Annotated in this window: 10 protein-coding genes; all 10 read right to left on the bottom strand. The window is 71.3% G+C overall.

Annotated features, from left to right (window positions below; genetic code table 11):
* The 10 genes from OZ403_RS14890 to OZ403_RS14845 all read right to left on the bottom strand — a co-directional run bounded on the left by OZ403_RS14890 (nt 1) and on the right by OZ403_RS14845 (nt 14,633).
* Complete coding sequence (locus OZ403_RS14890; protein WP_140798152.1) at nt 1–1,116, bottom strand: LptF/LptG family permease; 1,116 nt, start codon at nt 1,114–1,116, stop codon at nt 1–3.
* Nucleotides 1,113–2,225 (bottom strand): LptF/LptG family permease, encoded by a 1,113-nt coding sequence (locus OZ403_RS14885; protein WP_268784481.1) that lies wholly within the window; start codon nt 2,223–2,225, stop codon nt 1,113–1,115. Before OZ403_RS14885 ends, OZ403_RS14890 begins: the two co-directional genes overlap by 4 nt.
* On the bottom strand, nt 2,222–3,487 hold the full coding sequence (purD, locus tag OZ403_RS14880; protein ID WP_140798151.1) for a phosphoribosylamine--glycine ligase: 1,266 nt from the start codon (nt 3,485–3,487) through the stop codon (nt 2,222–2,224). The genes OZ403_RS14885 and purD overlap by 4 nt, the downstream gene beginning before the upstream one ends.
* Before the next feature lies 1 nt (nt 3,488).
* Nucleotides 3,489–6,326, bottom strand: a complete 2,838-nt coding sequence (locus OZ403_RS14875; protein ID WP_268784480.1) for a tetratricopeptide repeat protein — start codon at nt 6,324–6,326, stop codon at nt 3,489–3,491.
* Between the two features lie 3 nt (nt 6,327–6,329).
* On the bottom strand, nt 6,330–7,874 hold the full coding sequence (gene purH / locus OZ403_RS14870; protein WP_268784479.1) for a bifunctional phosphoribosylaminoimidazolecarboxamide formyltransferase/IMP cyclohydrolase: 1,545 nt from the start codon (nt 7,872–7,874) through the stop codon (nt 6,330–6,332).
* A 105-nt stretch (nt 7,875–7,979) separates the two neighbouring features.
* Complete coding sequence (locus tag OZ403_RS14865; RefSeq protein WP_002635080.1) at nt 7,980–8,471, bottom strand: sigma factor-like helix-turn-helix DNA-binding protein; 492 nt, start codon at nt 8,469–8,471, stop codon at nt 7,980–7,982.
* Between the two features lie 42 nt (nt 8,472–8,513).
* Nucleotides 8,514–9,038 (bottom strand): MerR family transcriptional regulator, encoded by a 525-nt coding sequence (locus tag OZ403_RS14860; protein WP_140790518.1) that lies wholly within the window; start codon nt 9,036–9,038, stop codon nt 8,514–8,516.
* 306 nt (nt 9,039–9,344) lie between these two features.
* Nucleotides 9,345–11,759 carry a serine/threonine-protein kinase gene (locus OZ403_RS14855; RefSeq protein ID WP_268784478.1) on the bottom strand — a complete coding sequence of 805 codons (2,415 nt, stop codon included), beginning with the start codon at nt 11,757–11,759 and terminating at the stop codon, nt 9,345–9,347.
* 20 nt (nt 11,760–11,779) lie between these two features.
* On the bottom strand, nt 11,780–14,116 hold the full coding sequence (locus tag OZ403_RS14850) for a serine/threonine protein kinase (protein WP_268784477.1): 2,337 nt from the start codon (nt 14,114–14,116) through the stop codon (nt 11,780–11,782).
* Between the two features lie 130 nt (nt 14,117–14,246).
* Complete coding sequence (locus tag OZ403_RS14845; protein WP_140790512.1) at nt 14,247–14,633, bottom strand: hypothetical protein; 387 nt, start codon at nt 14,631–14,633, stop codon at nt 14,247–14,249.
* Nucleotides 14,634–14,643: the final 10 nt, after the last annotated feature.

Genomic DNA, 14,643 nt, shown 5'->3' with positions numbered 1-14,643 from the left:
CTATCTCACCAGCAGCGAGCGCCGCGGCAGGTGCAAGCGGCCCTCACGCTGCAACCACACGGCGCCCGCGATGAGGCCCAGCAGCACGGTGGGCGTCCACGCGGCGACGCCAGGAGACAACCGCTCCGTGAGCACCAGCGTCCGGCACACCATCATCAGGCCCCACATCGCCACCGCCGTCAGCAGGCCCTCGATGATGGCGGCCGTGAGGTGCCCCCGCCGGTTGGTGCGCAGGGCCAGCCCCACCCCCAGCAGCGCCGCGGGGAACGCCGCCATCGGGTAGGCGAAGCGGTTGTGCAGGGCCAGCTCGAACTGCTTCGTCGCCAGGCCCACGTCGCGGCGCGCGACAATCTGCTCGCGCAGCTCGGACGCCCGCATCTGCTCCGGACGCCCCGGCCGGATGCGGAACGCGGTGACGGCCACGCCCAGCTCGTACTCCGCCTCCGGGAGCTGCCGTACGGACGTCTTCCCCTCGCCGTCGAAGGTGCGCTCCACCACGTCCGTCAGGCGCCAGCGCATGCCCTCCACCGGGAACATGCCGGAGGCGTCCAGGCGCCGCTGGAGGTCGAAGGACTCCGTCACCGTGAAGACGGACACGTCCTGGAAGCCCTCCTGCGCGCTGCCGCCCCGGAGGAAGAAGATGTTGTCCCCACGCCGGAACCACTGCTTCGGCGTGTAGTAGAAGCGCCAGTCGCCCCACTTGTTGAAGCGCTGGGTGGTGATTTCGTCCACGCGCCGGCCGGAGTACGTCGCCACCCGCTCGTCGAAGGCCACCAGGCCCACGCAGGCAACAAAGGACGCCACGAGGATGGGCAGGTACAGCGCGGACGGGCCGAAGGTCAGCGCCCGGATGGCTGTCACCTCGCCCTGCTTGCGCAGCGCGGACACCGTGGTGCCCGCGGCCAGCAGCAGCGCCGCCGGCCCCAGCTGCTGCACCGACATCATCGCCTTGTAGAAGTAGAGCTCCGCCACGTCCCACACCCAGCCCGGGCCCGTGTACAGCTTCGCGCGGTCCACGAAGTCCACCACCACGAACACCAGCACCAGGCCTCCGAGGATGCCCAGGGCGAAGCGCAGGTACGTGCGCAGCACGTAGATGAAGAGCGTTCCCCTCACTTGACCGTCCCCGAGCGGCTCACCCGGTACAGGGCCACCAGCCCCACCGCGACGAACACCAGGTTGGCCATCTGCCCCGCCAGGCCCACGGGCAGTTGGCCCTTCTGCCCCATCTGCTCGAAGACGCGGCTCAGCAGGTAGTAGAGGACGTAGCCACCCAGCGTCAGCAGGTAGCCCCACGCCCGGCCCGACTGGCGCCGGCCCATGGCCAGCGGCGTGCCCAGCAGCGCGAAGGCGATGGGCGCCAGCGCGTTCCCTAACCGGCTGTGCAACGCCATCCGGTACATGCGCGCATCCTCGCCCTGCGCTTCCGCCTCGCGCGCCGCCTCCAGCAGTTCGCCGGGCGTCAGCTCCTCGCGGGAGAAAGAGAAGCGGCTGCGCTTGCCCATGGAGGCGCCCACGCCCACGCTGATTTCGGCCTGGTCGAACCGGATGATGCTGTACTCCTCCGTCTCGCGGCCCTCGGAGCGGTGCACCTCCCCCGCCTCCAGCGCGAAGCGCAGCACCTCGCCGCTGGTGGACGTGCCCACCTGCCCCCGCTGCGCCAGCACCAGCAGCGGCGAATTCGCCTCCCGGTCGTCATGCAGAAGCACGTTGGTCCACTTCCCGTCCGCGGACACCTGCTCCGCGTACAGCGTCAAGTTGCTGAGGTCCTCGTAGAAGACGCCGGACTTCACGTCGCCCACGGCGTTCTTCCGGATGACCTCGCTCACCAACACCTTCAAGCCCGCCAGGCCCCAGGGCTGCGCCGTGGAGGTGATGACCAGCATCAGCACGCTGAGCGCCACCGCGATGCCCATCGGCGCGGCCAGCAGGCGCACCGGCCCGATGCCCAGCGCCTGGAGCGCGACCAGTTCCCGGTCCTCGCCCAGCCGCCCCAGCCCCAGGAGGATGGCCAGCAGGAAGGCGATGGGCAGCGCCATCATCAGGAAGTGCGGCGCCAGGTACGCCAGCAGCCGCGCCATGTCCACCAGCGTCACCGACGAGCCCAGCAGCACGTCGGTGCCCCGCAGGAACTGCATGACGAAGAGCAGCAGGAACATGAACGCCACCCACACGCCGAGCGGGACCAGCAGCTCCCCGAGCAGGTAGCGCGAAAGGCGGTTCACGGGGCGGCCTTCATCCCTCGCGCGCCGATGTCCCGGCGGAAGTGCATGCCCTCGAAGCGCACGGCCGCCGCCGCCGCGTAGGCCCGCTCACGTGCCTGCGCCAGGTCCTCGCCCCGCGCGCACACCGTCAGCACCCGGCCTCCGGCCGTCACGACGCCGCCGTCGCGCGCCTCCACGCCCGCCAGGAACACCGTGGCGTCGGGCGGCACCGCGTCCAGCCCTTCAATCCGCTGGCCCTTCTCCGGCGCGTCCGGATAGCCCCGCGCCGCCAGCACCACGCCCACCGAGGCACCGGGCGAGGACACCAACGTCCGCGGCGTGAGCGTGCCCCGGGCACACGCGTCCAGCAACGGCAGCAGGTCCTCCCCCAGCTGCATCATCAACACCTGCGTCTCCGGGTCGCCGAAGCGCGCGTTGAACTCCAGCACCTTCGGGCCGCCGCGCGTGAGCATCAGCCCCGCATACAGCACACCCCGGAAGGGAATTCCGCGCCGGCGCAGCACGGCCAGCGTCGGGGCAACCACGCGCTCGCCCACCTCAGCGAGCTGCGCGGCGGACAGGAAAGGCGCCGGACTGTACGCGCCCATGCCGCCGGTGTTGGGCCCCGTGTCGCCTTCGCCCACGCGCTTGTGGTCCTGGGACAAGGGCAGCATGGCGTAGCGCTCGCCATCACACAGCGCCATCGCGGACACCTCTTCGCCCTCCAGCAGCTCCTCCAGGACCATCGTCTGGCCCGCCGCGCCCATGGCCCCCACGGCGCGCACCGCCGCGCGGGCGGCCTCCACGTCGTGGGCGACAATGACGCCCTTGCCCGCCGCTAGGCCATCCGCCTTGACGACGATGCGGCCCTGCTCCACCGCGTAGGCTTCCGCCGCCGCCACGTCGGTGAAGGTCTGGAAGGCGGCGGTGGGCACGCCGGCCTCGGCCATGATTTCCTTCGCGAAGGCCTTGGACCCTTCGATGCGCGCGCCCTCCGCCACGGGCCCGAAGCAGGCGATGCCCGCGTCGGCCAGCGCGTCAGCGACGCCCGCGACCAGCGGCGCTTCCGGGCCCACCACCACCAAGTCCACCGCCTCGCGCTTCGCGAACGCGGCGACTTCCTCGGGCACGTCCGCGCGCAGGGCCACATTGGTGCCCAGCTTCGCCGTGCCCGGGTTGCCCGGACCACACAAGAGCTGGGTCAACAAGGGGCTCTGCGACAGCTTCCACGCGAGCGCGTGCTCACGGCCACCGGAACCGAGCAGCAGGACCTTCACATCCACCTCACCGTTCCAACAGGTAGAGCATCCGCTTCGCGGGGAGGTATGCCGGATCCAACCCCACCACCTTCACCAGGGTGTCTCGCGCCACGTCCTTGCCCCGGGCCGACTCCAGTTGCGCCAGCCGCGCCTGCGCCGAAAGCAGCGTGGGCGCCAGGGCCAACGCATCCCGCAGCGCGCGCTTGGCCGGCTCCACCTGCCGGGCCTCCGCCAGCGCCAGGCCGTGCGCCAGATGCGACACCGGCATCTGCCGCCCCGCCGCCGCGGAGCGTTCGCCCAGGCGCCGGGCGTCCGCGGTGGCACCTCGCTGCAGCGCGATGAGCGCGCGGTAGGCCAGGGCCCCCGCGTTGTTCGCGTCCACCTCCAAGACACTGCGCAGGTGACGCTCGGCCGCGTCGAACTGGTGCTGGTGGAAGCGCAGCAGGCCCTCGTACAACAGTGGGGACGGGTCCTCCGGTCCCTCGGACAGCGCGAGGATGGCACCCTCCACGCCCTCCACCGTCTCACGCGGGCGCAGCCAGTAGGCGGACGTCGCGGGCCGCGGCTCCAGTCGGAGCGGGTCCGACTGCAGCGCCTGGTGCAGCGCGCGGAAGGCGTCGTCCCGGCGCTTCGCGCTCGCCGCGGCGACGCCCGCCAACAGCTGCGCGTCCAGCCGCCGCGCGTCCAGCTTCACCGCTTCCTGGAATGCCTCCAGCGCCTCCAGCGGCTTCTTCTCCAGGAGCAGCAACCGGCCTTCGAGCACCTTCTCCAGCGCTCCGTCCTCCAACTGCCCACGGAAGCCCGCCAGGTGGGTCCGTGCCTTGTCCGCATCGCGGCGGCTCAGGCCGACCAGGAAGAGCTGGAGGTGAGCCTCCGGCAATTCCTTCACGAGCTGCAGGGCCTCTTCCGCCGACTTCACCGCCGCGTCCTGACTGCCCGCGGTGCGCTCCGCCGCAGCCAGGTGCACCAGCACCTCGGCCACCTCGGGCTCGTCGTAGCGCGCCCGGTTCTTCATCAGCGCGCGCAAGTCCCGCACCGCGCCCGCGGCGTTGCCTTCCGCCTGGTAGCGCAGCATCGCCAGCGGCAACAACGCGCGCAGCTCGCCGGGCTCCGCCTTCACCCGGGCCTCGTACAACTTGCGCGCCTCCGCGGGCTCACCCACCTCCTGGTAGATGCGGGCGGTGAGCGCCAGGCTCTCCCAGTCCTTCGGGCTCGTCTCCAGCCGCTTGCGCAGCGTGTCCAGCGCGGCGGAGTACTCACCGCCCGACACATGCGCGAGCGCGCGGTAGTAGTGCAGCCGCTTGATGTCCGGCGACAGCTTCTGCGCGGAGTCGAAGTGGCTGCGAGCCAGCTCGCGGGACGACGACAGCCACGTGCGGCCCAGCACCAGGTGCGCTTCGGCCTTCTGCGCGTCAGGCAGTTCCGCGCGGGCGAGCAACTCCTCCGCGAGCGGACGCGCCTGCTCGGGCTGACCGGAGCGGGCCAGCAGGAGGTTCGCGTGCGCCAGCAGCAACGGCGCCGTGCGGCCGGACCGCGACTCCGCCGCCGACAGCAGCGCGCGGGCCTCCTGGAACGTCACGTCGTCCATGCGCGCGCCGCGCCCCAGGGCCAGCGCCTGGACGTAGCCCGCGATGGCGGCATCGCTGGTCGGGTCCAACACCAGCGCCTGCTGGAAGGACTCCTCCGCCTCCGCGTATGCGAAGCGCTCGTCACGGGCGAGCTGCTGCTGCCCCTGCGCGAGCCGCTCCGCGCTGGTGCCCGGAATCTCCAGGTACTTCAGCTTCCAGCGAGGCAGCACCGCCTGCACCGCGTCCGGGATGGCGGCCGCGGGCGGAGGACCGGCCTGGCGGCGCGACGCCTCCTGCTGCTGTTGGTACAGGAAGTAACCGCCCACGCCTCCGCCCACGACGACGAGCCCCACGAGGCCCGCCACCAGTCCGCCCTTGCCCCCACGGGAGCGCCCATCAGTGACGCGCACCGGCGCGGAGCGCGAGCCGCTGCGAGGCTCCGCGCCCAGCTGCGGCGAGGAGGCCCGGATGCCACTGCGAGGCTCCGGCCCCATGTCCGGAATGATGTCGGTGCTGATGGGCACGCGAGCTCCACTACGGGACTCGGCACCCGGCTCTGGCTCCGAGGCTTGCGCCACCGATGCGGAGCCCCCACCCAGGTCCGCCATGGCCGGCAGGAAGTCCGAGTTCCCGGCCGGAGCGGCCGGACGGCTCGCGGCGGCCGGCGCCTGAGCGGAACCAGGCTGGCGGCAGTCATCACAGATGCCGAGCGCCTGGTCGAAGGAATCCGTCAGCGGCTTCTGGCAGACGCGGCAGCCGGAGGTCGCGGGCTTCGCGGCGGCGGGCTTCGCCGGACGCGAAGGCTGGGACTCCATCCCCTGCGGCGCGGAGGGCGGCGGTCCCAGGAAGTCGAGCAGCGGGTCCTCCGCACCGGCCCCACCACCTCCCGAAGCCGGCGTCCCCAGGCCCGCGAAGGGGTCCACGGGCGGCGCGGACGCGGGAGCCGGCGAAGGCATCGCCCCGAAGTCGCCAAACAGCTCCGACCCTGGCGCGCGCTCGCCCCGGGCGGGCTTGGGAGCCGGAGCAGCGCCAGGTGCGGGCGCGGCGGGCGGCGGCGCACCGAAGTCGCCGAAGAGGTCGTCCGCGGGCGCGGCGCCGGAGACAGGCGTCAGCGTGACGGGCGCCGCGGGCTGCGACGCCGGAGCCGGCGCGCCAGCAGCGGGCACGGCCGAGGGATCGCGCCGGACCAACTGCAGGTTCCGGCAGCGAGGACACTGCGCGCGAACGCCCTTGGCGGTGATGAGCTTGTCATCAATCGCGTAGGCGGCCGCGCATTTCTGACAGACGATGCGCATGGCTCAGTGCCGGAAGTGTCGCACTCCCGTCAGCACCATGGCCATCCCATGTTCATCCGCGGCGGCAATCAACTCCGCGTCACGGACCGAACCGCCGGGTTGTACGACACAGGTGGCCCCCGCCCGGGCGGCCTCGTCCAGCCCATCCCGGAACGGGAAGAAGGCGTCCGAAGCCACCGCGCTGCCCCGGAGGGCCGCTCCGCCGCGCTGCATCGCGATGCGGACCGAGTCCACCCGGTTCGTCTGCCCCCCGCCCTGCGCCAGGAGCTGGTCACCGGAGGCGAAGACGATGGCGTTGCTCTTGACGTGTTTGCACACCTTCCAGGCGAAGCGCATGGCCCGCTCCTCCTCCGGCGTGGGGGCCCGCTTGGAGACCACCTTCCACGACAGCGGCGGCTCCACCGAGTCCCGATCCATCAGTAGCATTCCGCCGGACACGCTGCGAGCGTCCAGCTGGGCACGCGGCCGGGCCTGGGGACTGGCCAGCGCGGGGCCCGCCTCCAGGAGCCGCAGGTTCTTCTTCGCCGCCAGCACCTGCAGCGCCTCCGGGGAGTACGACGGCGCGATGACCGCCTCCAGGAACGTCTCCGCCATGGCCTGGGCCGTGGCCGCGTCCACCTCGCGGTTGAGCGCGACGATGCCCCCGAAGGCGGAGACCTCGTCCACCGCGCGAGCCGTGCGGTAGGCCTTCACCAGGGCGTCATCCACCGCCACGCCGCACGGCGTGTTGTGCTTGATGATGACGGCCGCAGGGGCCTCCGGGAACTCCAGCAGCAGGCCCAGCGCCGCGTCCAGGTCCAGGATGTTGTTGTACGAAAGCTCCTTGCCCTGCAGCACCTTGGCGAAGGCGACCGTCGGCTCCTGGGGCGCGGCGTGCTCGCGGTAGAAGGCGCCGCGCTGATGCGGATTCTCCCCGTAGCGCAGCTCCTGCGACTTCCGGAACGCCAGCGACAGCTCCCCCGGAAACGGCTCGCCCGCCTGCGCGGACAGCCACGCGGAGATGGAGGCGTCGTAGGCCGCCGTGTGCGCGAAGGCCTTGCGCATCAGCCGGCGCCGCGTGTCCTCGCTCACCGCCTTCTGCTGCTCCAACTCCGCCAGCACCGCCGGATAGTCGTCCGGGTCCACCACCACCGAGACATGCCGGAAGTTCTTCGCGGAGGCGCGCACCATCGCGGGCCCGCCGATATCAATCTGCTCGATGACCTCCGGCTCCGCGGCGCCCGAGGCCACCGTCTGCCGGAACGGATACAGGTTCACCGCGACCAGGGAGATGGGCTCGATGCCGTGCGCCTTCATCTCCTCCCGGTCGGCCTCCAGCTCCAGCCGTCCCAGGATGCCGCCGTGGATGCGGGGGTGGAGCGTCTTCACGCGGCCACCCAGAATCTCGGGGCTCTGCGTGTGCTCGGACACCTTGGTGACGGGTACCCCCGCGCCCTTGAGCGCCTCCAGCGTGCCCCCGGTGGACAACAACCGGAAGCCCAGGCGGACGAGCCCCTGGGCGAAGGGAACCAGACCTCGCTTATCAGAAACGCTCAGGAGAGCCAGCACGTGTGGGCCTCGGTGTGCGGGAAGCGGCGGTAGTAGCAACCACCCCCTGGGGTGTCAACGCAACACGTCGGCCCTCCGTTCGCGGGTGGAAACCACCCGCGGACATCAGGGCTTGCGAGCCGAAACCGGAGGCTCGGCTTCGGTGGCTTCGCGCAGCTTCATCAGCCCGCGCGTCTCCACCTGGCGGATGCGCTCACGGGTGAGGTTCATGATCTCCCCCACTTCCTCGAGCGTGATGCCGCCCTTCTCCGCCACATCCAGGGCGCAGGTGTGCTCCAGCTCCCAGATCTCCTTGTCCGGGAAGTTGAGCTTGATGGACCCCGTCTCCGGATTCACGTCCAGGTAGAGGTTGTGCTTGCAGGAGACGAAGTTGCACGGCCGGGGACCGTTGATGCAGTCCGCGCGCGTACGCGGCCGCGTGTCGTCCATCTGCTTCAGCAGGTCGGCCTCTTCGGGGTCCACCTGCCCCGTGAGGCGGCGCCTCCGCAGGTCGCGCGCCATCTCCTTGCGCGACATCGTCTTGGAACGGCGGCGCTCCTGCGCCTGGTCCGATTCCTGGTCCCCCCCCTCCTCCTGTAGCTGCTTCACTTCCGACATGTCCCCTCCACGTGAGGCCAGTCTACCCGGTTCCCGGGTATTCTATTGCGAACGGATGGTTTCGTCTGCGCGTGCGGTCACGGCGCTACCCAGCCGGGCGACATCCCGGACCAGATCCTGCGCTCTTTGCCGCAAGGTTGCTAGCTGTGCCTCAAGCGTACGCCGATGCTCCCCCCCAAAGGCGCGGTCCCCCAGCTCCTCCTGAAACCCATTCAGGAGGCCCGCAAGGTCCCGTTCCAACTGGTCGATGTAGTTGCTGTGGAAGACATAGGACCGCTTGATGTCCTCCAGGGTGTGCCCCTCCGCCATCATCTTCTTGATGACATTGATGCGGCGCACCGCCTCCACCGGGTAGAGCCCGACGCTCCCCTGGTGCTTCCCCTTCCGGCCCACCCGGCGACTCCTGGGTAGCAAGCCCGCCTGCACGTACTTCCGGAACGTCGCCTCCGAGAGGCGCACGCCCCGTGGCCGGAAGATTTTCAGGATGGCGCTCGCGGGCAGACCGCCCGCGTTCTCGCGCTCGATCCGAGCAATCTCCTCAGGAGCCAGCAGGTCCATGGATTCCATTGAATATAATCCACTGAGTGGGGGCCACTGAGTGCCAGAACGAGCGGTTGGGTGTCAAGGCAGACCACCAGGCAGGCAGGCGGCGACGGACGAATCGCGCGCCTTTGAACAGGCGGAACGGCAGGTGGGACGAGGTAGGCGTGACAACCCGAAGGCGGCCCGCTGGGTGCGAGGCAGCAGCGTTCAGGAGTGGACGTTGGGGGTGCTCAAGCGGAAGCGAGCACCGGTACGGCGGGTGACTTCGGACCTGGGGTCAAGTTGCGGCACGACTGCCGGTGAGGCCGCCGTGCCGGGAGCCGGCCGGGTTCAGCGAGCCCTGGGAGCGCGGAAGTCGCGGCTGACGGTGCCGCCAGCGGTGACGGCGACGTCGTAGCGGCGCTCGCCGGACGGGTGCTGGAAGACGAGCTTGTGGTTGCCGACGGGCAACCGGTACGACGCCCGCCCCGTTACTTCGCCCATGCGCTTGCCGTTGATGAACACGGTGGCATAGGGCGCGGCCTGGACCTGGAGCGTTCCGCTGGCCGGCGCCGCGCGCACGCGCTCCGGCTCCTGGCGGGTGTCGGCCGCACTCGGCGCGGGGGCGGAGGCCGGGTTGGTGGCGGCAGCGGCGAGCACCTCCTCGCGCATCAGCCCGTCCACCTCGGATTCGGTGTCGGCGGTTTCGGCGGGCCCCTTCTCCCCGCCCTCGGCGTTCTCAGGGACCGCTGAAGGCACGGGCTGCGCGGTCGGCACGGGTTCATCAACAGCGGGTGCGGCCACCATGGGCTCTGCTGGCACCACCGGAGGAGCCGCTTCGGTCCCCCGCATCACAGCGACGCCGCCTCCGACGACAGCGAGCCCCAACGCCACGGCGAGTCCCAGCGCCCAATGACGGCGCGCCGCCGGCACGGCCACCGAGGCCACGGGGCCGGACGCACGGCCACCCGCCTCGAGAGCCTCGGGGCCAGGCGCATGAGCGCCCACCGCAGGCACCTCGGATCCGGAGCCACGGGCACTCGTCCCAAGAACCTCGGCTCCGGAGCCCCGGGCGCTCGCCCCGGAAACCTCGGGGCTAGGCACACGGACACTCGCCGCGCGAGCCTCGGGGCCGGACGCACGGGCACTCGCCGCAGGGCCCTCGGGGCCGGACGCATGAGCACCCGCCGCAGGCACCTCGGAAGCTCCAGGCACGGCGGCCCACATCCCGGGATGCGCCTCAGGCTCCGTATTCGACGGGGTGCCTTCCTCGTCGTCGTCCTCATCGCCCCAGGCGCTGGCCAGCCTCAGGCTCCCGGATGGTCCTGACGGTGACGCGACGGCGGCGAGCCCTTCCGGACGACTCGGCGTCCGCGCGCTCCCGGACACCACCGGGACACCTGCGCCCCTGCTCGGCGTCTTCTCGGCCCGTGCATCCTCGCTGGAGGCGGCACCGCGAGCATCCTCGGCCCCACCGGAGCGCGGCCCTGACACCGCGACCACGCCCTCCGGACGGCTCTGCCGGCCCGGAGTGGAAGGCGCGCCTTCGAAAGAAACGCCGCGAGGCACCGGCGACGACGCCACCGCTGGCAGCGGCATCATCGGCGTGGCCATGGGCGGCAGTGGCGCCGCATCCAGCGCGGCCTCCTCGCCCCTACGCGGCAACACGAAGGTCGGCGCATTGACGTCTTCATCCGGAGACGTCGGCAACGCCAGGCCGCTGCGGCCAGCGGGCACCATCACCGCGGTGGGCTCGCGCGGCACGGGCGACGCCCCTGCCCCAGGTGCCGGCGCCCCTTCCACGACGTGCGTGCGCTCCTGCACGGTGGGAATCGCCTGGGTGAGGCTGGTGGGGAACAAGCGGCGCATGAAGGCGCTCAGGTCCGTGTCGTCCACGGACCTCGCATGCGTCAGCACGCACTGGGCCAGGGCACGCTCGAACTCGGCGGCCGTCTGGAAGCGGAGCGCGGGGTCTCTGTCCAGAGCGCGCACCACGGCGGCATCCAGGTCCGCGGGCACGTCCGGGTTCAGCCGGGCCGGAGGCGGAATGGTGCTCTGCTGCACCGCGCGCAGCACCGCCACCTCGGAGTCCCCGTCGAACAGGCGGCCGCCGGTGAGCATCTCCCACAGCACCACGCCCAGCGCGAAGATGTCCGTGCGTGCATCCACGGCCTCGCCCCGGGCCTGCTCGGGCGACATGTACGCGAACTTGCCCTTCAGCACGCCCGGCTGCGTCAGCTTGTTGCCCGCCTTGGCGATGCCGAAGTCCGTCAGCTTCACCGCGCCATCGAAGGACAGCAGCACGTTGTGCGGCGTGACGTCCCGGTGCACCAGGTCCAGCGGCTGGCCATTCACGCGGACGCGGTGCGCGTAGTGCAGACCCCGGGCGACCTCCGCGCCGATGTGCGCCACCAGCATGGGCGGCACCGGCTCCATCAGCTCCTTGCCGCGCTTGCGCAGCTCCCACAACGAGCAGCCGCGCACGTACTCCATGGCCAGGTAGTACGTGTCCTCGTGCTTGTCGAAGTCGAAGATCTGCACCACGTTCGCGTGGTTCAGCCGCGAGGCCAGCCGGGCCTCGGCGATGAACATCCCCACGAACTCCGGGTCGCTGGCGAGGAAGGCGCGCACCCGTTTGATGACGACTTCCTTCTCGAAGCCCTCCGCGCCGCGCGCCGTGCACAGGTAGATTTCCGCCATGCCGCCCTCGGCGAGCTTGCGGCGGACGACGTACTTGCCGATGTGAGTGCCGGCTTCGAGCGTCACGGGAGCATCCAAGGCATGTGCTATTCGAACTTCACGCTCACGACGTTGAGGTCGATGGGCTTCACCTCGATACGTCGACTGAGCGTCTTCTTGAGGTCGGGGTTGACGAAGCGGCAGTCATAGCTGCCCACGCGCAGCTCCACGGCCTCGAAGGGCGTTTCGCCCAGCCGCTTGCCACCGCACGTCACCTCCGCCCAAGGGTGCACGACGAAGCGCACCCGGGCCAGTCGCCCCTCCTGCCGGGGCTCGGGCCGGGCCGGGCGCTCGCGGGCCACTGCCGCCACGGGAGCAGCGGCCACCGCGCGGGGCTCGGGCTCCAGCGTGAAGCGCGCCACCTGCTCCGCGTCCTCACCCACCGTCACCGTGCGCGTCTGCGCCTGGTGCCGGTCGGCCTCCACTCGCACGGCGACCTGCTGGCCCACCGCCGTTTCGAGCATCACCGGCCGCTCGTCGTGGCGTTGGCCATCCACCAGCACCACCGCGTCCGCGGGCTGCGTCTCGATGCGCAGCCGCACCGGCGCGGGCGCGGCCTCCACGGGAGGCTGGGGCACGACGGGCGGGGGCCGCAGCTCTGTCGGAGCCTGGATCGGCGCCTCGGCCTGCATGGGCACGGGCGCGGGCACCGCGGCCTCCGGGTCCAACAACACCGGCACGGGCTCCGGCGACCGCATCGACCAGAGCACCACGCCCACCGCCACGACGACCAGCAATACCAGCCCCACGTACAGCCACGTCTTGCTGCCCGCGGCAGCCACGGGGCGCTTCGCCGCGCGCGCCATGCCCAGCGACAGCGTGGGGGCGTCCTCCTCGAGCGGCTCCCCGTCCCGCAGCGGAATCACCACCCGCGCGGGCCGGCCCGTATCCATCATGGCGATGGTGGGCGCGTCCTCCTCCACGACGAACCCCCCTCGCGCCTGCGAGCGCGCGCCAGCGCGGGCATCCACCGTGGGGGCGTCCTCGTCATCCATGGGGAGGACCGGCGCACCCAGGTCGAAGCGGCCGGTGCCTCCGAAATGCCGCGGAGCGCCGCGAGGGTCCGTCGGCGCGGCGGCGGCCCCGCCCAGCTTCACGTCCGTCCGGGTCACCGACGCGGATACACGCGCATCCACCGTGGGCGCATCCTCTTCCACGCGCGGAGGCGGAGGCAGCGGAGGCGCCACGTTCATGCCGGAGCGCGAGGGCCGCTCGGGCTCCACCGCCCGGCGCTGTCCCGTCAGCCGCGGCGCGGGCTTCTCCGGCTCCAGTTCAAAGCGGCCCGTCCGGGACGCCGGTCGCGGGCGCAGCGCCGCCGTCGCGTCATCCTCCGGAGACATCGGCGGTGGACGCGGCGGCAACGCGGGCCGCAGGCCGGTCCGTCGCGGCGGAGACTCCTGCCTCGCCGCCCCCGAATCCGAATCCTCGCCCAGCACGTCGCCCGCCCGGGCCTCCTCGGCCAGCCGCTCCGCGAAGACCTCCTTCATGAAGGCGGACAGGTGCGCGGACGTGGCGGGCGCCTGGTGCGCGCGCAGCCACTCCTCCAGCGCGTGCTGGAGGTGCGCCGCTTCCTGGTACCGGTCCGGCAGCTCCTTCGCGAGCGCCTTGAGGACGATGGCGTCCAGGTCCGCCGGCACGCGCGACGTCACGTGCGAGGGCGGCACCACCCGGCACTCCGACACCGCCGTCAGCGTCTGGATGTCGTTGGGGCGCTTGAACAAGCGCGTGCCGGTGAGCAGTTCGTACAAGACGATGCCCAGCGCGAAGATGTCCGCGCGGCAGTCCACCCGCATGCCCGCCGCCTGCTCCGGGGACATGTACGAATACTTCCCCTTCAGCACGCCGGAGCGGGTCACCGTGGCCTGGTCCGCCGCCTTGGCGATACCGAAGTCCACCACCTTCACCCCGCCCTCGAACGTCACCAGGATGTTCTGGGGGGACACGTCGCGGTGGACGATGCCCAGCGGCCGGCCCGTCGTCGGGTCCGTGCGCTTGTGCGCGTAGTCCAGGCCGGCGCAGGCCTCGATGAGGATGCGGCACACCAGCGGCACCGGCAGCGGCTGGCCCATCAGCTCCGACTGCCTCCACAGCCGGCGCAGGTCGTCGCCGTGGATGTACTCCATGGCGATGAAGAAGGAGTCGTCCTGGGCTCCCAGGTCGAAAATCTGCACCACGTTGGGGTGGTTCAGCCGGGCGGCGATGCGAGCCTCGTCCAGGAACATCTTGACGAAGTCGTCGTTCTCCGCGAGGTGCGGAAGGATCCGCTTGACCACCACCCGCTTGTCAGGCTCCGCGCCCTGAGGCCGCGCAAGGTAGATCTGCGCCATCCCGCCCGTGGCGAGACGATTCAGGAGCTGATACCTGCCATAGGTTTCGATGGACACGGCGACCTGACCGGCCCCTGGACAACCACCCTTGGAGTGGCCCCGAGTTCCGGGCGCGGGATGGACCCGAGCGTAAGCGCACCGGGAAGGAGGGTCAAACCCCCAACTGCTCCGGAAACGGCCTTTGTGCCTATCTCCGGGCGGCCCGCACCTCGCGGGTCTCCCGCATCAGGACCTCCAACTCGTCCAGGTGCCGCTTCAGCACCGGCATCAGCACCGGCGCCACGTCCACCCGGTCGAACAGGTCCAGGACCCGGTCCACCTTCCGCTCAATCTCCCCCGCCCGCGCCGGGCTGATTCGCCGCAGCAGCAGGTCCGCCCCGGCCTCCATCAGCACCCGGGCCACGGCGTCCCTGGAGGCGAGCGGCTCCTCCCTCCGCTGCCCTTCTCCCTTGATGACGCGCAGTCCGGGGGCCCGTCCAGAGGGGCGGGCCGCGCTCGTCATCGTTCCTTCAAAATCCTGGGAGTTCACCGGGTGCCTCCTCGGCAGCTGCAGGTACGACCTCAGGGTACACACCGCGAGGTGA

Origin of the sequence: Myxococcus sp. NMCA1 (genome assembly GCF_026810205.1) — a bacterium.
Lineage (GTDB): Bacteria > Myxococcota > Myxococcia > Myxococcales > Myxococcaceae > Myxococcus > Myxococcus xanthus_A.
Note: the sequence above shows the minus strand (reverse complement) of the source record. Positions and strands in the feature narration are given on the sequence as shown.

What these genes read in the sequence shown, in the direction of transcription:
- OZ403_RS14875 (WP_268784480.1), bottom strand. Translation starts at nt 6,326, where the DNA reads ATGCGCATCGTCTGTCAGAAATGCGCGGCCGCCTACGCGATTGATGAC.
- OZ403_RS14865 (WP_002635080.1), bottom strand. Translation starts at nt 8,471, where the DNA reads ATGTCGGAAGTGAAGCAGCTACAGGAGGAGGGGGGGGACCAGGAATCG.
- OZ403_RS14860 (WP_140790518.1), bottom strand. Translation starts at nt 9,038, where the DNA reads ATGGAATCCATGGACCTGCTGGCTCCTGAGGAGATTGCTCGGATCGAG.